The 17,673-nt window shown below is 31.1% G+C and carries 23 protein-coding genes and 1 riboswitch; of the genes, 21 read left to right on the forward strand and 2 right to left on the reverse strand.

Going from position 1 to position 17,673, the window contains the following annotated elements; all coding sequences use genetic code 11:
- Window positions 1-120 precede the first annotated feature (120 nt).
- The 12 genes from LQ598_RS01725 to LQ598_RS01780 all read left to right on the forward strand — a co-directional run bounded on the left by LQ598_RS01725 (window position 121) and on the right by LQ598_RS01780 (window position 10,866).
- Window positions 121-2,166, forward strand: coding sequence for a peptidoglycan D,D-transpeptidase FtsI family protein (locus tag LQ598_RS01725; RefSeq protein WP_107559151.1), 2,046 nt, complete (start codon window positions 121-123; stop codon window positions 2,164-2,166).
- A gap of 463 nt (window positions 2,167-2,629) precedes the next feature.
- A complete protein-coding gene (locus LQ598_RS01730; RefSeq protein WP_016911874.1) occupies window positions 2,630-3,583 on the forward strand; it encodes a PstS family phosphate ABC transporter substrate-binding protein in 954 nt (317 codons plus the stop codon).
- Window positions 3,584-3,661: 78 nt separating this feature from the next.
- Window positions 3,662-4,591 (forward strand): phosphate ABC transporter permease subunit PstC, encoded by a 930-nt coding sequence (pstC, locus tag LQ598_RS01735; RefSeq protein ID WP_103323163.1) that lies wholly within the window; start codon window positions 3,662-3,664, stop codon window positions 4,589-4,591.
- Window position 4,592: 1 nt separating this feature from the next.
- On the forward strand, window positions 4,593-5,495 hold the full coding sequence (gene pstA, locus LQ598_RS01740) for a phosphate ABC transporter permease PstA (protein WP_016911876.1): 903 nt from the start codon (window positions 4,593-4,595) through the stop codon (window positions 5,493-5,495).
- Between the two features lie 77 nt (window positions 5,496-5,572).
- Window positions 5,573-6,361 carry a phosphate ABC transporter ATP-binding protein PstB gene (gene pstB, locus LQ598_RS01745; RefSeq protein WP_103323126.1) on the forward strand — a complete coding sequence of 263 codons (789 nt, stop codon included), beginning with the start codon at window positions 5,573-5,575 and terminating at the stop codon, window positions 6,359-6,361.
- Window position 6,362: 1 nt separating this feature from the next.
- On the forward strand, window positions 6,363-7,010 hold the full coding sequence (gene phoU / locus LQ598_RS01750; protein WP_016911878.1) for a phosphate signaling complex protein PhoU: 648 nt from the start codon (window positions 6,363-6,365) through the stop codon (window positions 7,008-7,010).
- A gap of 76 nt (window positions 7,011-7,086) precedes the next feature.
- Window positions 7,087-7,236 (forward strand): 50S ribosomal protein L33, encoded by a 150-nt coding sequence (gene rpmG / locus LQ598_RS01755; RefSeq protein WP_016911879.1) that lies wholly within the window; start codon window positions 7,087-7,089, stop codon window positions 7,234-7,236.
- 149 nt (window positions 7,237-7,385) lie between these two features.
- A complete protein-coding gene (locus tag LQ598_RS01760; RefSeq protein ID WP_103323127.1) occupies window positions 7,386-7,940 on the forward strand; it encodes a 5-formyltetrahydrofolate cyclo-ligase in 555 nt (184 codons plus the stop codon).
- Window positions 7,941-9,389 (forward strand): rhomboid family intramembrane serine protease, encoded by a 1,449-nt coding sequence (locus LQ598_RS01765; RefSeq protein ID WP_103323128.1) that lies wholly within the window; start codon window positions 7,941-7,943, stop codon window positions 9,387-9,389.
- Between the two features lie 3 nt (window positions 9,390-9,392).
- A complete protein-coding gene (locus LQ598_RS01770) occupies window positions 9,393-9,584 on the forward strand; it encodes a YqgQ family protein (protein ID WP_016911882.1) in 192 nt (63 codons plus the stop codon).
- The gene (locus LQ598_RS01775; protein ID WP_016911883.1) at window positions 9,581-10,552 is read left to right on the forward strand and encodes an ROK family glucokinase; all 972 of its coding nucleotides are present in this window, start codon (window positions 9,581-9,583) and stop codon (window positions 10,550-10,552) included. The genes LQ598_RS01770 and LQ598_RS01775 overlap by 4 nt, the downstream gene beginning before the upstream one ends.
- Entirely contained in the window at window positions 10,552-10,866 is a 315-nt protein-coding gene (locus tag LQ598_RS01780) for an MTH1187 family thiamine-binding protein (protein WP_016911884.1), read from the forward strand. The genes LQ598_RS01775 and LQ598_RS01780 overlap by 1 nt, the downstream gene beginning before the upstream one ends.
- A gap of 29 nt (window positions 10,867-10,895) precedes the next feature.
- On the opposite strand, the gene LQ598_RS01785 is transcribed toward LQ598_RS01780, so the two are convergent.
- The gene (locus LQ598_RS01785; protein ID WP_016911885.1) at window positions 10,896-11,135 is read right to left on the reverse strand and encodes a DUF2759 domain-containing protein; all 240 of its coding nucleotides are present in this window, start codon (window positions 11,133-11,135) and stop codon (window positions 10,896-10,898) included.
- A gap of 99 nt (window positions 11,136-11,234) precedes the next feature.
- On the opposite strand from LQ598_RS01785, the gene LQ598_RS01790 reads away from it, so the two are divergent.
- Window positions 11,235-11,867 (forward strand): MBL fold metallo-hydrolase, encoded by a 633-nt coding sequence (locus tag LQ598_RS01790; RefSeq protein WP_016911886.1) that lies wholly within the window; start codon window positions 11,235-11,237, stop codon window positions 11,865-11,867.
- Window positions 11,868-11,904: 37 nt separating this feature from the next.
- Here LQ598_RS01790 and LQ598_RS01795 read toward each other — a convergent pair whose 3' ends face one another.
- Entirely contained in the window at window positions 11,905-12,150 is a 246-nt protein-coding gene (locus LQ598_RS01795) for a DUF2626 family protein (protein ID WP_016911887.1), read from the reverse strand.
- 153 nt (window positions 12,151-12,303) lie between these two features.
- Here LQ598_RS01795 and comGA point away from each other — a divergent pair, with 153 nt between their 5' ends.
- The 8 genes from comGA to gcvT all read left to right on the forward strand — a co-directional run bounded on the left by comGA (window position 12,304) and on the right by gcvT (window position 17,673).
- Entirely contained in the window at window positions 12,304-13,206 is a 903-nt protein-coding gene (gene comGA, locus LQ598_RS01800; protein WP_107559568.1) for a competence type IV pilus ATPase ComGA, read from the forward strand.
- Window positions 13,199-14,236: a competence type IV pilus assembly protein ComGB gene (gene comGB, locus LQ598_RS01805; protein WP_119609445.1), complete on the forward strand. Its 1,038-nt coding sequence runs from the start codon at window positions 13,199-13,201 to the stop codon at window positions 14,234-14,236. Before comGA ends, comGB begins: the two co-directional genes overlap by 8 nt.
- A gap of 13 nt (window positions 14,237-14,249) precedes the next feature.
- Window positions 14,250-14,567 (forward strand): competence type IV pilus major pilin ComGC, encoded by a 318-nt coding sequence (comGC, locus tag LQ598_RS01810; RefSeq protein WP_016911890.1) that lies wholly within the window; start codon window positions 14,250-14,252, stop codon window positions 14,565-14,567.
- Window positions 14,567-14,995: a competence type IV pilus minor pilin ComGD gene (gene comGD / locus LQ598_RS01815; protein WP_107557114.1), complete on the forward strand. Its 429-nt coding sequence runs from the start codon at window positions 14,567-14,569 to the stop codon at window positions 14,993-14,995. The genes comGC and comGD overlap by 1 nt, the downstream gene beginning before the upstream one ends.
- Window positions 14,979-15,260, forward strand: a complete 282-nt coding sequence (comGE, locus tag LQ598_RS01820) for a competence type IV pilus minor pilin ComGE (RefSeq protein ID WP_016911892.1) — start codon at window positions 14,979-14,981, stop codon at window positions 15,258-15,260. Before comGD ends, comGE begins: the two co-directional genes overlap by 17 nt.
- Window positions 15,235-15,669, forward strand: coding sequence for a competence type IV pilus minor pilin ComGF (comGF, locus tag LQ598_RS01825; protein WP_107559515.1), 435 nt, complete (start codon window positions 15,235-15,237; stop codon window positions 15,667-15,669). The genes comGE and comGF overlap by 26 nt, the downstream gene beginning before the upstream one ends.
- Before the next feature lie 234 nt (window positions 15,670-15,903).
- Entirely contained in the window at window positions 15,904-16,392 is a 489-nt protein-coding gene (locus LQ598_RS01830; protein WP_016911895.1) for a shikimate kinase, read from the forward strand.
- Between the two features lie 16 nt (window positions 16,393-16,408).
- Window positions 16,409-16,504, forward strand: a riboswitch (glycine riboswitch).
- Window positions 16,505-16,584: 80 nt separating this feature from the next.
- On the forward strand, window positions 16,585-17,673 hold the full coding sequence (gene gcvT / locus LQ598_RS01835) for a glycine cleavage system aminomethyltransferase GcvT (protein ID WP_107557111.1): 1,089 nt from the start codon (window positions 16,585-16,587) through the stop codon (window positions 17,671-17,673).

Genomic DNA, 17,673 nt, shown 5'->3' on the forward strand with positions numbered 1-17,673 from the left:
GGATGGCTTCTTTTTATAGAAGTCATCTTTTTTTATAAAAATTTACCTTTATCAATAGCAATGTAAGTCATAATCATATATGATAAAATTATTATAATAGAGTTAAAAAGGTAGGTTTAGTTGTTGAAACGAGTAAAAAAGAAATCTAAAGAAGAAGCATTTCGCCTTTTAATGAATAAACGTGTAAGCCTAATATTAGCAGTTGTAGTCATCTTATTTTCTGTGCTTATAATGCGACTAGGCTACTTGCAAATAGTTAAAGGCGGAGAATATAAACGGACAATAGATAGTACTGAATCAATCACAGTAAACGAGTCAGTGCCAAGAGGCCGTATTTATGATAGGAACGGCAAGGTTTTAGTAGATAATGAATCTAGAAAAGCTATTACATATACAAGAGATAGGAGAACAAGTCAGGATGATATTTTAAAAATCGCTGAAAAACTATCTCATTTAATGAAAATGGACACATCTAATATTACAGATAGAGATAAACAAGATTTTTGGATTTTAAGAAATCAAGATGAAGTTCAAAAGTTAATGAAAGATGAACAAGCTTTATTCTCAGATGGGAATATAAGCCAAGAAGATTATGATGAAGCATTATATAAAAAAGTGACTTCTAAATACACAAATACTTTATCGAAAAATGATTTGCAGATTTTAGCGATTTTCAGAGAAATGAATGCAGGTTCTCAACTTAGCCCGGTAGTTATTAAAAATGAAGGTGTTAAAAACGACGAGTATGCAGCTGTTTCGCAACACTTATCAGAATTACCTGGCGTTAACACAACGATGGACTGGGAAAGACGCTATCCATATGGAGAAACTTTAAGAACATTATTTGGTAATGTATCAAGCAAAGAAGAAGGATTACCGAAAGAGCTTGTTAATGATTATTTAACTAAAGGCTATTCAAGGAATGATAGAGTAGGTAAATCATACTTAGAATATCAATACGAAGATATATTAAAAGGTTCTAAGAAAAAAATGAAATACGTGACAGATAAGTCAGGTAAAATAACAAGCTCAGAAGTCATTTCTGAAGGTTCAAGAGGTAATGATCTCGTATTAACAATAGATATAGAATTACAGAAAAAAGTTGAAGAATATGTCGATAAGCATATCGAGTCATTACGCGATAAAGGCGCGAAAGATATGGATAGAGTCATGGTTGTTGTTCAAGACCCTAGAAATGGTGACGTTTTAGCAATGGCAGGTCGTGATATCGTTGAAAACGGTAAAATCACAGATAATCATATTGGGAACTTTACAAGTCAATATACAGTAGGTTCTTCTGTCAAAGGTGCAACATTGCTCGCTGGTTATCAAAATGGCGTACTCGATGTTGGAGATACGATGGTCGATGAACCACTAAAATTCAACGGTGGATTAACGAAGCGTTCTTATTTCAACCAAGATGGTAAAAAAACAATCACTGATGCCGAAGCATTAATGCACTCATCAAACGTATTCATGTATAAAACAGCGCTTTTATTAGCAGATTCACCATATAGAAGTGGCATGTCATTGCCATCAGATGTTGAACAAGCAGGTATTAAATTACGTAAAGGTTTAAATCAAGTAGGATTAGGTGTAAAAACTGGTATTGACTTACCAAACGAGTCTGCAGGTCAAATAGAACCCATTAAAGATAATCCAGGTAACTATATTGATTTAGCAATAGGACAATTTGATACTTATACGCCAATACAACTTTCACAATATGTAGCAACAATTGCTAATGATGGATATAGATTGAAACCACATTTAGCAAAAGAAATTAGAAATTCTACTAACGAAGACGCACTTGGACCTATTAAAAAATCATTTAAAGGCGAAGTGATGAACAAAGTTAACAATAGTGATAAGGAAATTAAACAAGTTCAAAAAGGTTTCGATATGGCATTCAATAAAGTAGAAGGAACGGGTTATTCAAGCTTTAATGATACAGTTGTTAGATCAGCAGGTAAAACAGGTACAGCTGAAGTATTTAAAGACGGAAAACCAAAAGTAAATTCAACTTATATTGGGTATGCACCAGCTAAAAACCCTGAATTGTCATTTTCTATTACTTATACGAACCAACCCGTACCAGAACCGTGGTTACCAGGTGGAGATTTAGGTAGAGATATCATAAACTACTATTTTAAAGATAGAAAGTAATTGAAAATATAGCATCATGAGATAGACATGAACATCCTAGATTAATATAAAAGAGCGTAAATTCTTGTTTTCGAAGAATTTGCGCTCTTTTTAGTTTGTTTAGGTAGTCTTGCAACATAGAATATGTACTTAAACGAACAAACGAAAAAAATATAAGAAAAATGGATATTTATAACGATTTTGTGAAGTGCTGACGCCCGGGGGAATAGTATGCGAGAGAGACTACAGGTTCGAACCATACCCCCAGGCAAGCATGCACGAACAAAATCGAAGATTATAATATATTAAACATATCATCCGATTAAATAGAGAGGGCATGTCAAAATATTGATCGTTTAAAATTAAAAACGTTTCCATCAAATGTTAACACAAAATTTACATTCAATTTATTTGTGCTTAATAAAGAAAATGTAAAGTAAAGGTGTAATAAAGATTAAGGCGTTATTAATTAGGAGGATTTAACATGAAAAAGTGGCAATTAATTGGGTCAACAACAGCATTGAGTTCAGCACTTCTATTAGGAGCTTGTGGTGGAGCAGCTGAAAAATCTAGTTCAGGGGATACTAAATCTTCAGATGATAATAAATTAAGTGGCGAAGTAAAAGGTGATGGCTCATCTACAGTCGCACCAGTAATGGAAAAAATAAACGAAGACTTCTCAGCAGAACAACCTGATGTATCAGTATCAATCGGTGTTTCGGGAACTGGTGGAGGATTTGAAAAATTCATAGCGGGTGAAACTGATTTCGCAAATGCTTCTAGAGATATTAAAGATGAAGAAAAAGATAAATTGAAAAAAGAAAAAGTTGAATACACTGAGTTTAAAGTTGCTCAAGATGGTTTAACAGTAGCAGTTAATAAAGATAATGACTTTGTTGAAGAACTAAGTATGGAAGAATTAGCAAAAATATATAGCGGGAAAGCTAAAACATGGAAAGATGTTAATTCAGAATTTCCTGATAAGAAAATCAAAGCATTTTCACCAGACCAATCTCACGGGACATACGATTTCTTTAGTGAAGAAGTTTTAGATGAAAAAGATCTGGAATCAGAAAAAAATGCTGACACAAACGTAATTGTTAAATCAGTTCAAGATAACAAAGATTCAATTGGCTTCTTTGGCTACAACTTCTACCAAGAAAATAAAGATACATTGAAAGCAGTGAAAATCAAAGGTGATGAAGGTAAAGCGGTAGAACCTACTGATGAATCTGTTAATGATGGAACTTATCCTTTAAGTAGACCACTGTTCGTTTACGCGAAGAATAAATCACTTGAAGATAACGATGCATTCTACGGCTTTATGGAGTATGTCATTGACAACTCAGCAGATGCAGCGAAAGATGCAGGTTATGTTCCATTAAAAGATGAAGAATATAAAAAAGACAAAGAAACTTTAGAAAAATTTAAAAAATAATCATTAAAAAAATCATTAATAAATCAATGCAAAGGGCGTACATATGTCGCCCTTTTTCAAAATGAAGGAGTTATTTTTATGGAAGAACAAACTTCAGTGCAGGAACTTATTAAACGAAATAATAACAATAAAGGAAAGGTTTTTGCTGACAAAGCAGTTCCAATTATTTTATTATTAATAGCTTCAGTTTCTGTACTAACAACAATCGGGATATTATTTACACTTATTACTGAAACAGTAACGTTTTTCACGAGAGTGAATCCATTTGAATTTTTATTCACTAAAGAATGGGCACCTTTTTCTTCTGATCCACAATACGGAATATTTGCGCTTATATTAGGTACTTTAAAAGTAACGGCTGTAGCAACGGTATTTGCAGTACCTGTTGGACTAGGCGCTGCACTTTACTTAAGTGAATATGCGTCTGATAGATCAAGAAGAATGATTAAACCAGTATTAGAAATATTGGCAGGTATTCCTACAATTGTATATGGTTTCTTCGCGTTAACATTTGTTACACCTATATTAAGAGGAATATTCCCTGAATTAGGTAGCTTTAACTCAATTAGTCCCGGTTTAGTCGTGGGGGTCATGATTATTCCGATGATTACAAGTATGAGTGAGGATGCGATGAGTTCAGTGCCAGAATCGATTAAAGAAGGTGCACTTGGTTTAGGTGCAACGAAATTTGAGCTAGCAACTAAAATTGTCTTTCCAGCAGCATTATCGGGAATTATTGCGTCGATTGTATTAGCTGTATCAAGAGCAATTGGTGAAACGATGATTGTTTCATTAGCAGCTGGTAGTACGCCAGATGCAAGCTTTAGTTTAACAGGATCAATTCAAACGATGACAGGATTTATCGTTCAAGTTGCTACTGGAGATGCAACTTATGGGTCAGATATTTATTACAGTATATACGCGGTAGGTTTCACATTGTTTATATTCACATTTATTATGAATATTATTTCTCAATGGGTCACTAAGCGCTTTAGAGAGGAGTACTAATATGTCAGAAGTAAATTTAGTTGATCAAACTGTTGTTCAAAAAAAATTACCCACAAGATTGTTAAAAAATAAAGTGATTAAATCAGTATTTTTTGTCTGTACATTAATTGGGTTAATTGTATTAGCTATATTGCTATTTGACATATTTAAAAAAGGTATTCCTTATTTAAGTACTGATTTCTTTAGTAATTTCTCTTCTACTTCACCTGAAAGAGCGGGTATTAAAGGTGCTTTAATTGGTACACTTTGGCTCATGATGACGATTGCTCCAATATCTATTATTTTAGGTGTCGGCACAGCAATCTATATGGTTGAATATGCAAAAGAAAATTGGTTCACAAAATTTATTAGAGTAAATATCTCAAACCTAGCCGGGGTACCGTCAGTAGTATTTGGTTTGTTAGGTTTAACGATATTTGTACGTGGAGCCGGGTTTGAAAGCTTATCACTAGGGAAAACGGTAATTGCAGCCGCATTAACAATGTCGCTAATGATTCTACCAATTATTATCGTAGCAAGCCAAGAAGCTATAAAAGCTGTACCATCTTCAATTAGAGAGGCTTCTTTAGGACTAGGTGGTACAAAATGGCAAACGATTAAAAATATTGTATTACCTGCATCTATCCCAGGTATTTTAACAGGTACAATACTTGCACTATCAAGAGCATTAGGTGAAACAGCACCATTAGTTGTAATTGGTATTCCTGCTATATTAATGAAAACGCCAAATAGTATCTTTGAATCATTTCAAGCGTTGCCAATGCAAATATATAATTGGGCTAAATTGCCACAAGCTGAATTCCAATTTGTATCATCAGCTGCAATAATCGTTTTACTCGTAATATTAATTCTTATGAACTCAATTGCAATTTATATTAGAAATAAATATCAAAGAAAACTTTAAAATCAAAATGAAGAGGGGTCATTAAAATGACAGACGTAAAAATTAGAGATTTGTCTCAAAATATACCTTCAAATGACATGACATCAAGTAAAGAAATAGTAGTTGAAGATAAAAACATTGTATATAAAACAAATAATTTAGATTTATGGTATGGTGATTTCCATGCTTTGAGGAATATTAATCTTGATATCGCTGAAAACGAAGTGACAGCGATAATTGGTCCGTCAGGTTGTGGTAAATCAACTTATATTAAAACTTTAAATAGAATGATTGAATTAATTCCTAGTGTTAAAACATCTGGTGAAATTATTTATAGAGATCAAAATATTTTCGATAAAAAATATAGTGTTGAAGAGTTAAGAACGAATGTTGGTATGGTCTTCCAAAAACCAAACCCATTTCCTAAGTCTATTTATGACAATATCACTTATGGTCCTAGAATCCATGGTATTACTGATAAAAAAGTATTAGACGAAATCGTTGAACGTTCATTAAAAGGTGCAGCTATATGGGATGAGTGTAAAGATAGACTTGATAAAAACGCTTATGGACTATCTGGAGGACAACAACAAAGAGTTTGTATTGCCCGTTGTTTAGCAATAGAGCCAGATGTCATTTTAATGGATGAACCAACTTCAGCATTAGATCCTATTTCAACATTAAAAGTTGAAGAACTTGTTCAAGAATTGAAATCTAAATACTCTATTATTATTGTGACTCATAATATGCAACAAGCTGCTAGAATATCTGATAAAACGGCTTTCTTCTTAAATGGTTACGTAAACGAATTTGACCATACTGATAAAATTTTCTCTAACCCAACTGATAAGAAAACAGAAGATTATATTTCTGGGAGATTTGGTTAATATGGTTATAAGAGAAAAATACGAAGGTGAATTAAACACACTGATTGAAGATTTATTTAAATTGGGTAAAGAAGTTTATCAGATGATTGAGCAGTCGGTTACAGTTTTAAGTGATGAAGATAAGACTAACGCTAGAAATTTAATCGCTTACGATAAGAAAATCAACCAAATGGAATATGATATTAATGAAAAAGTCGTTATGTTAATTACGAAGCAACAACCTATGGCTACTGATTTGCGTGTGATGATCTCAGCTTTAAAAATTGCTTCAGAATTAGAAAGAATGGCTGATAATTCAACTAATATTGCTCAAATTAGAAAAAGAGCTATCATAACGGATTATTTTATATTGATGAGATTAAAAACCATGGGTAAACTAGCGATGTTAATGCTGAGAGATTTAGAAACAGCAGTTAATAATAAGGATATATTGCTCATAAAAGAAATCATTGAGCGTGATGACGACATTGATGATTTATATAGAGAGATTAGTAATACGACTTATTTAATAGACAATGATCCATTCATTTCAGGTCAAGCACATCTTGCTGCAAGATATTTAGAAAGAATTGGCGATCATATTACAAATATTAGTGAAAGCTGTTATTATTATATTACTGGCGAACACTATGAGCCAATTGAAAAATAATACTGGAATTATATAACCATAGATGGTATTATAATAAGGTCGTATATTAATTGAAATAAGAATAGGAGGGTTCATCATGCGCGTAAATGTAACTTTAGCATGTACTGATTGTGGTGAAAGAAACTACATCTCTAAAAAGAATAAACGTAATAACCCAGAGCGAATCGAAATGAAAAAATATTGTGCTCGTGACGGTAAACACACTCTTCATAGAGAAACAAAATAATAAAACGAATAAGAACACATTGCCAATTTTGGTAGTGTGTTTTTTATTTAACTTTAGAGGTCCTAACACTACCTATCACAGTATTTCTTGTGTTATCATTAAATGTATAAATGCTAGAAATGAAATAATAATTGGGAAGTGTTAAATTCATGACTATCAAGAAAAAATTGAGAAAAGAAATACTGGATTTGATGAGAAATCAACAAAAATCTCAGAAAGAGAATTATGATTTTAATTTACGAAAACAATTATTTGATCACGATAAATATAAAAATGCAAAATCAGTAGCTATTGTCATGAGCATGGATCATGAAGTAGATACATTGCCAATTATAGAGAAGTTATTACAAGATAATAAAAAAGTATATGTGCCTACAACAAACTACAGTACAAAAATTATGAAATTTCAGCAATTAACGGATTTAGAATCTATTGCTCTAGACGAAAAGGGCATTAAATATATTGATAAGCAAACTGAAATAAGTGACGATATTGATTTGATCATTGTACCTGGCGTTGTATTTAGTGAAGACGGTTATAGAATTGGCTATGGTGGAGGCTATTATGATAAATACTTATCTGAATACAAAGGAAGCACGCTTAGCCTAGTATATCCATTTCAAATTAAATCGTTTGATACAGAAGAGCATGATGTACCCGTTGAAGAAATTATATTACCAAATGTTATTTATGGAGAAGAATAAATGGATAAAATAAAACAAATGTGGAAGTCGATTTATTATTTAGTATATACAGAAGGATTTAATATTTTATCAATTGATGAAGAAGATTCAGAAGTTTGGTTAACACATGAATCTAAAAAAGTCGTAAAACGCTTTATACATAAAGCACCTACACATCAAGAAGTAGATTTTGACTTTGAAAAAACAACAGACCATTTAAGTAGTTTGATTGATAGTATAGGATTTAGCTTTGAACAATTGGACACATATTATTTAACGGATAAAGATATAGATTTCACAGAGTTTAATCATTATAAGCGTCCTAAAATTAGATATTATGCTTTAAGCAGTGTGGAAGATTTCGAGAAAGTATCCAGCCATATCATTACAAAACAACAAATTAAACGTTCTAAAACAACAGCTGTAACGACATATAAGAACAAGTTGCTAAATGCGAGTTTTATTGATAGTTTTATGCTAAAATTTTCACCAGTTACATATTTTTTAGTAGCGATCAACGTGATTGTCTGGCTATCACTAGTATTAATATTTAATCAAGTTGCGCAAATTAATCTAGTAGATTACGGTGGACTCGTACATTTTAACGTTGTACACGGTGAGTGGTATAGGTTATTAACATCTATGTTCTTGCATGCCGATTTCACACATTTGATCATGAATGTATTTTCACTTATTATATTTGGTAAGTTAATTGAAGGTGCATTAGGTTCAATCAAGATGTTTATAATATATCTTGTCTCTGGTCTATTTGCTGGATTAGTATCATTAAGTATTGATACTGTATCTATTTCTATTGGTGCAAGTGGTGCTATATTTGGACTGATTGGTGCATTCATCGTCTACTTATTTACGAGAAAGAATATCAATAAACAATTTGTATTACAAACATTTATAGGTATTGCGATTATTTCTTTATTAGCATTATTTATAAGCAACGTGAACCATTTTGCCCACTTAGGAGGATTTATTGGTGGTGCTATCCTTATGTATATCATATATAAATGGATGGAGCATGATAAATTCAAAATGCATTATATTATTGCTTTTATCGTATTAATCATTATTCTAGTATTCATTATTTTTAGCAGACAACAGCATTATATATATGATGAATTAACTAAAGAAGCGATGAATAATGGTGATTTTAATAGTGCGGAAACAATGATTAAGCAAATAAAAGAAAAAAACTTCGAATCTGATGAAACATATATATTAAGTGGATTGATTGTAGCAAATAATACGTCATTGGATGAAGCTATTTTAGAGTGGGAGAGAGGTTTAAAGATTTTCCCTCAATCTCCCAAGCTCAATTATCAATTAGCTTTAGGTTATAGAGCCAAAGACGATTACGATAAAGCAAATAAATTTATTAATCAATCAATAAAGCAAGATAAAAATAATGAACATTATAAAGCTTTAAAAAAAGAAATAACTGCATTTAGGAGTTAATAAATGGAAAACTTATATGATGTACAACAATTATTAAAAAAGTTTGGATATATCATCTATTTTAAAAATGAAGAAGATCGATTAGAAATGATGGAGCAAGAAATTAAGTCAATGTATCAATCTATGCTTATTGATAAAGACACATTTTTACAAGCAAGACTCATTATTAACCAGAGAAGGATTGAGAAAAAATGACACATATTTTATCAGCAGATATTGGTGGAACAACATGTAAATTAGGAATATTTGATAAAACTTTAAATATTGAAGAAAAATGGGAAATTTCCACTAATAAAACTGGCGAAGGTATTTTAGAAAATATTTACGATTCGTTTGTAGTACATATGAACCGTAAAAATATTGATATGGAAAATATAATTGGAATGGGCATCGGTGTTCCTGGCCCAATCGATTTTGAAAATGGTATTGTTCATGGTGCAGTTAATTTAAATTGGACGGGTAATATCGAAGTAAGAAAACATATGCAACAGTATTTCAATGGACCTATTTACGTAGATAATGACGCGAATGTGGCAACTTTAGGTGAGAAATTCAAAGGTGCTGGAAGAAATGAAAGTGATGTTGTATGTATAACACTTGGCACTGGTGTAGGTGGTGGAATTGTTTCCAACAGTGAATTGATTCACGGTCATAATGGCTCTGGCGCTGAGATAGGACACTTCTTAGTAGATCAGAATAAAAGGTTCCAATGTAACTGCGGTATGAAAGGCTGTTTAGAAACGGTCGCATCTGCTACAGGCGTTATTAATTTAGTTCATCATTTTTATCCAAATATTAATATGAAGTCTAATATTCATGACCTCATTGCAAGCAAAAATGTTACGGCTAAAGACGTGTTTGATGCAGCGAAATCAGGAGATGAATTCAGCTTATTTATCATTGATAAAGTTGCAGGTTACATAGCTTATGCAGCAAGTGTCATTAGTGTTATGACTAATCCGAAGTACATCATAATCGGTGGAGGCGTTAGTAAGGCTGGAGATATCTTACTTAAGTTCATAAAAAAACATTTTGAAAAAATGACTTTTAGACCTGCACAAGAAGATACGCATATTGAAGTTGCTCAATTAGGCAATGATGCAGGTATTATTGGTGCAGCAGGCCTCATTAAAACTTATGTATTAGAAAAGGAGAATCAATAATGGCTATAGTAGACGTTGTTGTCATACCAGTAGGTACAGAAGGACCGAGTGTAAGTGAATATATTGCAGATATCCAATTAATTTTAGAAAAGCATAAAGAAACAGGAAAAATTGATTTTCAACTAACACCTATGAATACTTTAATTGAAGGCGATTTAAAGGATTTATTTGAAGTGATTCAAGAAATCCATGAAAGTCCTTTTAATAAAGGTTTAGATAGAGTGTGCACGAACATTAGGATTGATGATAGAAGAGACAAATCTAGAAAAATGAATGAAAAGTTAGAATCAGTAAACAAACATTTAAACAAATAAAAAAAGACGAGTGAAAACTCGTCTTTTCTTTAATGATGTAAGATTGGATAACCGTAAGTAAATATTGTAGCTAATGAGAAAAAGCCAAATGATACTACAGTTATTGCACCAAAAAGAATGCCCAAAATATTTTTGTTTTTGAATGCTGAAATCAAACCAAATATTGCAAGAATAAAAACAGCTAGCATTAATAAAGAAAAAATATTAACACCGATATGGATTTTTACTCCAAATAACTCAAATAATTCCCCTGTGTCGATAAATGGCATTCCAATACCCCCAATACAAATTTCTTTTATTATCATATTAATTGTATAATTAATATGCGGTTTTGTCGAGATACTTTTTAAAAAAGAGGAGGAAATAAAATGAAAGTACATAGCTATTCTTTAGGCATTGTTGAAACAAATTGTTATATTATCGAAGGTGATGAAGAACTTTTAGTAATTGACCCAGGTGATAATGGTCAATTTATAAATGAACGTATAAAGAAATTTAATAAAAAGTTGAGTGGTATCTTACTGACACATGCTCATTTTGATCATATAGGTGGTGTAGATGATGTCGTTAACGCTCACGGTGTAGACGTTTATGTACACAAAGAAGAGAAATCTTGGTTAACGGATACTGTGAAAAATGGTTCTAAAAAGTTTGAAGCTTATCAGTTACCTCCAGTTGTGCAGCACACGATACCTTTAGTTATAGGTGAAGGTCAACATAAAATTGGTGAGTTTGAGTTTGAGGCATTACATACGCCTGGTCATTCTCCAGGAAGCTTATCGTTTGTTTTTGGTGACTTTGCTGTTGTTGGAGATACTTTGTTTAAAGGCGGCATCGGTAGAACGGATTTATACAAGGGTGATACTGAAACGTTAATGAGCTCTATTGAAGATAAATTATTAGAATTAGATCCTAATACGACAATCTTTCCGGGACATGGACCCGAATCAACGATATCTGAAGAAGAAATGACGAATCCTTATTTAAATGGTTTTAACTAAATAAAAAAGCATTACACTAAATGTGTAATGCTTTTTTTTAATGATGACCGAAACTTGGCTCTAATAAGAATGTTGAATAGTATGTGAATCCTACAAAACATAATACTAAATAAAGAGCGAATATATACATATACATTCTTTCAGTTAATTTTAAGTATCCCAACAATACGAAAAATCCAGTTTGAGCTACAAAGAAATACGCCATCATGTCCATTCCTCCGACATAAAACATTGTAGCAAATATAGCAGTCCAGAAGCCTAGAGTTTTATAAACTTTATCCATCTTCTTAAGAACCCCCTCTGTGTTTACTTTCTTATTCATTTCTAATTATAAAGTTACTGCATACAAAAGTAAATAGCATTTTGATGCAAAATATAAACAATCAAGTAAGTAATGACGGATATTGAAAGCGTTTATATATAATAGGAGGAGATTATGGAGAAATTATTTAAATCAATTATCGAAGACGCTATAAAATCAAATGTAAGCGATATTCATTTCATACCTGTAATAGACGATAAGATTGTTGTTCAGATGAGATTTAATGGTGACAACAAAGACTATGATTTATCGTTAGATGCTAAATTGTATAACAGATTGCTAATCTATATGAAATTTATTTCTCACTTAGACGTAAGTGAGAGAAACAAAGCACAAAGTGGTCAGTATATTTATGAACATGTTATGAATTATTATTTGAGAATTTCGACGATACCAATTAGTTTAGGGATAGAATCATGTGCAATCAGGATAACACCTCAATATTTTATTGAAAGTGATGCAAATAGGCTTAATTCAGATTTTATAGAAATTAGAAATAAGATGTATCAATCTGAAGGTTTATTTCTATTTACTGGGCCTACAGAATCTGGTAAGACAACTTTAATGTATGAATTAATGTATGACTTAAAGAAAGAAAAGAATAAACATATTATTACGATTGAGGATCCTGTGGAACAAACATTAAATGGCGTTGTACAAGTTTCTGTTAATGAAAGAGCGAATATATCTTATCAACAGTCATTTAAAGCAATTTTAAGATGTGATCCTGATGTTATTATGATAGGTGAAATAAGAGATGAAGAAACTGCTAAGCAAGTTATACAAGCAAGTTTAAGTGGGCATCTTGTGCTTTCAACTATGCATGCTAAAGATAATATCGGTGCAATACATAGATTAATTGAATTAGGCATAACTGTAGAACAAATTAAGCAAGGCATATCGTGTATTGCAAATCAGCGATTAGTTAAGCAAGATGAATCAAGTCGTTGTCGAAAAATGAGTTACATGTTTAGTGAACATATCATTCAATATATGGTGCGTGATTATCATGAATAAAGGCTGTATCTTAAAAAAAGATAAAGTATTATATTTAGTTAGGCTTTCAGATATGTTAAAACAAGGTTTTACCTTGATGGAAGCCATTCAATTATTAACAGATCAATTCCCACAGTTTTCTAAACAAAAATTAACAGCGAAAGTAGTTGAACTGGTGAAAGTGACTGGGCAATTGCACGAAGTTTTGAAAGTTTTGAATTATCCTCAAGTAATCATTACTCAAATTTATTTTGGAGAAAACTACGGAAACTTAATTGAAACAATCGATCATTCTATTTTATATTTAAAGAAAATAGAGCATGTAAAAGAAAGATTTATTAAAACGATACAATATCCTGCATTATTACTTTGTATATTCTTCATGCTTTTAGCTGCAGTAAACGAGACAATTATTCCTCAATTCAGTGAAATATATGAATCTATGAATGTAGAAATTTCCACCTCATTAAAAGTAATTACGACAATCTTTTCCTATTTGCCTACTACAATTTTCACGATATTTTTAAGCTTAATATTGATAAACCTCTTACTATATATGAATTATATGGGTAAAGATGTTTCCAAAAGAATCGTGTTTTTTAAGAGAATACCTTTTATTAATAAATACATTTCTATGTATCATTCATACCGTGTTGCTAGAGACTTTTCATTTTTTATACAAAATGGCGTAACGCTTAATACAATTATTGAAATTTACATGTTACAAACTAAAGATGATTTTTTAAAATATATTGGTCTCTCAATCAATAATGCTATGAGAAAAGGGGAAATATTTCCTAATGCAATAAAACAATTAGGATGTTTCGACGAGCATTTAATTCATTATATTAAACACGGCGAAAACAAATCTAAATTAGATCTGGAATTGCATTATTTTAGCGTATTCATGTTAGATAAATTAGAAAAGACTTTTGTTAAACATTTGAAATGGATACAACCTATTGTATTTGGGATTTTAGCATTACTAATTGTAACACTGTACTTAATTATTATTTTGCCGATGCTACAAATGGTTGAAGGCATAAAATGAAAGGATGTTATAAATGAAAAAGTTTAAATTGCTATGTAAAAAAGAAGGGTTTACTTTAATCGAGATGTTGATAGTGCTTTTGATCATAAGCATTTTGTTAATCATCATCATACCTAATATTAGCAAACAATCTGAAACTGTTAAAAGCACTGGATGTCAAGCACAAATTAAAATGGTAGCTGGACAAGTAGAAGCATATACGTTAAAGCATGATGCTAAACCGAACTCAGTTAATGATTTAGTAAGTGATGGGTATATAAATGAAAAGCAATTAACGTGTAAATCAGGTGAGAGCATTACATTACAAAATGGAGAAGTCGTTGCAAATTAATTGAGAATAAGGGATTTACGCTCATCGAGATGATCATTGTAATTTCAATACTAAGTTTGATTTTTATGGTTACGATGTCTTTATCGATTAGTTCAGTAGATAAAATAGGATTAACAAGTGGTATAAAAGACTTTGAAACGAAGTTAGAGTATTTAGAAACAAAATCTCTTGCAACTAAAAGGCCGATATTAGTTTGGTTTAAACCTAATTCAGAAAAAATTTATTATCAATTAGAGAAAGATAACATTCAAACACTCAATCTATATAAAGGCAATATATCTAAAGACAATAAATTTACTACTTTAGTATTTGATGGAGAAGGAAATATTAATCAGTTTGGTACATTGAAAATGAATTTTAGCAACAAAAAATATAACGTTGTTTTTCGTATAGAGAAGGGAAGATATAGAATTGTCGAAGAACAATAAAGGTTATGTTTTTATCGATTTTATGCTTTCAATTTTCATTATTATTTTATTAAGTGGGACGTTATTACCTTTAGTGACTACTTTAAATAAAAATATTGAAAAAGAGCATAGCAAAATTAAGCTTTATCAAATCTTGTACCAAACGCTTCAATCCTCAAATCACGAATTTAAATATGATGTAAGCAGATATAAATATATCAATTTTAATAATCAAATTTGTTTGGAAGATGAAAAGAAAAATGAAAAAGTTTGTATCAAAAAATAACTCTGGATTTACGATGATAGAGATGTTGTTATCTTTGTCATTTTTACTTATTATCCTCGCACTTATACCTTTGTTAATTAAAAGTATATATGTATTTAAAGATAATGCACTGGATCATACGAACTATGAATTAATCATGTTTCGTAAAGATTTATCTGAAGAAATAAAAGATACTAACATCGTGATTGATAATGCTCATCACAAAATGAAATTTATACACAATGGCAATTCAAAAGAATATACATTGTTAAACTCCAAAATATATAAAAGTATTAATGGAAAAGGGAATATTACGTTATTAAATAATGTCGAACTCTTCAATATACAACAAGTTAATCAAAATACATTTAAGGTAGATATAACCATTAGGAAGGGAGATAACAAAATTCATGAAGAAATTTTTATCTAATGAGCATGGGTTTTTATTACTATTTCTACTAGGTATTTTGTTTATCTATTCCGCTTTTTTATCGTTTTACCTAGTTCAATATAGTTATAAGTTAAATATTTATCACAATCTAGAGCAATACTATCAACAAGAAATAAAAATAATGATAAATAAAGAATATTAGTCTTTTTATTTTCTGAATAATGAGATAGAATAAAGTTTAAGTTGAAATGTGACAGCTAAGGAGTAGATTTAATGTCGATAGTGTTAGTTGGTTTTATGGGTGTTGGAAAAACAACAATCGGTAACTTGTTAAGTGAACATTATGACAAACCTTTAGTAGATATAGATACTTATATCGTTGAAACAATACAATTACCAATCCCTCAAATTTTTGAAAAGTATGGTGAAGCATATTTTAGAGATTTAGAGTATCAAGCCCTTCAAAAATGGATTGATAAAGACGTTGTTATTTCAACTGGTGGTGGTATTATAGAATCTGAATTATCGAAAGATATATTGAAAGGTAATGTGAATACATTCTGGTTAAAATGTGATATTGAAATATTATTTAATAGAATTAATCATGATCATAATAGACCGAATGCAAGCGGCAGATCTTTAAATGAATTAAAAGCCTTGTATTCAAAACGAGAATTAAGTTATAATGAAATCGCATTCAAGCATATTGATGCAAACAGACCTAAAGAAGTAGTTGCTAGTGAGATTATTGAATCTCTATAAGCTTATATATTTGCGAATGATCAAAGTTAGAGAGAATGAATGTAATATTCATCGCCGAAGGAGCAAACCATATTTGAGTGAATCTCTCAGGCAAAAGGATAACTTTGTGACGCATTCCTGAAGAGTACTTCAACAGGGTAGCGAAAGCTACCCTGTTTTTTTATTATACATATTTAGAAGGGGAGAGTTATGATGACTACAGATTTAAAGAAAACACCTTTATATCAAACGTATATTGATCAAGGAGCAAAAGTTATTGATTTTTCTGGCTGGGCTTTACCAGTGCAATTCTCAAGTATTAAAGAGGAACATAATGCTGTTAGATCAAAAGTTGGTATTTTCGATGTAAGCCATATGGGTGAAATTATCGTTTCTGGAGAAGAAGCGGATCAATTTATTCAATATGCTTTAACAAATGATCCGTCTACATTAACAGACTCTAAAGCTCAATATACTATGCTTTGTAACGATAAGGGCGGCGTGATTGATGATTTAGTTGTTTACAAGTTGGAAGAATCGGTTTATTTCTTAGTTGTTAACGCTGGTAATACAGATATAGATTTTGAATGGTTACAAAATATTCAAGGATTTAATGTAAACATTGAAAATAAATCTTCAGAATATGGACAATTAGCTATTCAAGGGCCAGAAGCTCGTGATTTAGTGCAAAAATTAGTGAACATAGACGTTACTGAAATGAAGATGTTTGAGTTTCAACAAAATGTTAGTTTATTCGGGAAAGAAGTTATATTGTCGCAATCAGGTTACACAGGTGAAGATGGTTTTGAAGTATATTGCAAATCTGGAGATACTAAAGAAATATGGGATGGCTTCATCAAGGAAGGTGTTGAACCTTGTGGCTTAGGAGCACGTGATACGCTTAGATTAGAAGCGGCTTTACCATTACATGGTCAAGATTTGTCAGAACAAATCACGCCATATGAAGCAGGGGTAGGTTTTGCAGTTAAACCTTTAATTGAAGCAGACTTTATTGGTAAATCAGTACTTAAAGAGCAAAAAGAAAATGGTGCAACTAGAAAATCAATTGGTATAGAAATGATTGATAAAGGTATACCTAGAACTGATTATGAAATTTTAGATATTGATGGTCATGAAATTGGGTATATCACTTCAGGAACACAATCACCATCAACTGGTAAATCAATCGCAATGGGATTGATTAACAAAGAATCTTTTGAACTAGATAAAGAAATTCTAATTCAAGTAAGAAAAAGACAAGTAAAAGCTAAAATTGTAAAAAAATCATCATTTAAATCATAG

Origin of the sequence: Mammaliicoccus sp. F-M27, from assembly GCF_022387115.1 — a bacterium.
GTDB classification, from domain to species: Bacteria; Bacillota; Bacilli; order Staphylococcales; family Staphylococcaceae; genus Mammaliicoccus; species Mammaliicoccus vitulinus.

Excerpts from the sequence above, each read along its gene's own strand:
- LQ598_RS01730 (WP_016911874.1), top strand. The coding sequence starts at position 2,630 with ATGAAAAAGTGGCAATTAATTGGGTCAACAACAGCATTGAGTTCAGCA.
- pstC (WP_103323163.1), top strand. The coding sequence starts at position 3,662 with ATGGAAGAACAAACTTCAGTGCAGGAACTTATTAAACGAAATAATAAC.
- pstA (WP_016911876.1), top strand. The coding sequence starts at position 4,593 with ATGTCAGAAGTAAATTTAGTTGATCAAACTGTTGTTCAAAAAAAATTA.
- pstB (WP_103323126.1), top strand. The coding sequence starts at position 5,573 with ATGACATCAAGTAAAGAAATAGTAGTTGAAGATAAAAACATTGTATAT.
- phoU (WP_016911878.1), top strand. The coding sequence starts at position 6,363 with ATGGTTATAAGAGAAAAATACGAAGGTGAATTAAACACACTGATTGAA.
- rpmG (WP_016911879.1), top strand. The coding sequence starts at position 7,087 with ATGCGCGTAAATGTAACTTTAGCATGTACTGATTGTGGTGAAAGAAAC.
- LQ598_RS01760 (WP_103323127.1), top strand. The coding sequence starts at position 7,386 with ATGACTATCAAGAAAAAATTGAGAAAAGAAATACTGGATTTGATGAGA.
- LQ598_RS01765 (WP_103323128.1), top strand. The coding sequence starts at position 7,941 with ATGGATAAAATAAAACAAATGTGGAAGTCGATTTATTATTTAGTATAT.
- LQ598_RS01770 (WP_016911882.1), top strand. The coding sequence starts at position 9,393 with ATGGAAAACTTATATGATGTACAACAATTATTAAAAAAGTTTGGATAT.
- LQ598_RS01775 (WP_016911883.1), top strand. The coding sequence starts at position 9,581 with ATGACACATATTTTATCAGCAGATATTGGTGGAACAACATGTAAATTA.
- LQ598_RS01780 (WP_016911884.1), top strand. The coding sequence starts at position 10,552 with ATGGCTATAGTAGACGTTGTTGTCATACCAGTAGGTACAGAAGGACCG.
- LQ598_RS01785 (WP_016911885.1), bottom strand. The coding sequence starts at position 11,135 with ATGCCATTTATCGACACAGGGGAATTATTTGAGTTATTTGGAGTAAAA.
- LQ598_RS01790 (WP_016911886.1), top strand. The coding sequence starts at position 11,235 with ATGAAAGTACATAGCTATTCTTTAGGCATTGTTGAAACAAATTGTTAT.
- LQ598_RS01795 (WP_016911887.1), bottom strand. The coding sequence starts at position 12,150 with ATGGATAAAGTTTATAAAACTCTAGGCTTCTGGACTGCTATATTTGCT.
- comGA (WP_107559568.1), top strand. The coding sequence starts at position 12,304 with ATGGAGAAATTATTTAAATCAATTATCGAAGACGCTATAAAATCAAAT.
- comGB (WP_119609445.1), top strand. The coding sequence starts at position 13,199 with ATGAATAAAGGCTGTATCTTAAAAAAAGATAAAGTATTATATTTAGTT.
- comGC (WP_016911890.1), top strand. The coding sequence starts at position 14,250 with ATGAAAAAGTTTAAATTGCTATGTAAAAAAGAAGGGTTTACTTTAATC.
- comGF (WP_107559515.1), top strand. The coding sequence starts at position 15,235 with ATGAAAAAGTTTGTATCAAAAAATAACTCTGGATTTACGATGATAGAG.
- LQ598_RS01830 (WP_016911895.1), top strand. The coding sequence starts at position 15,904 with ATGTCGATAGTGTTAGTTGGTTTTATGGGTGTTGGAAAAACAACAATC.
- gcvT (WP_107557111.1), top strand. The coding sequence starts at position 16,585 with ATGACTACAGATTTAAAGAAAACACCTTTATATCAAACGTATATTGAT.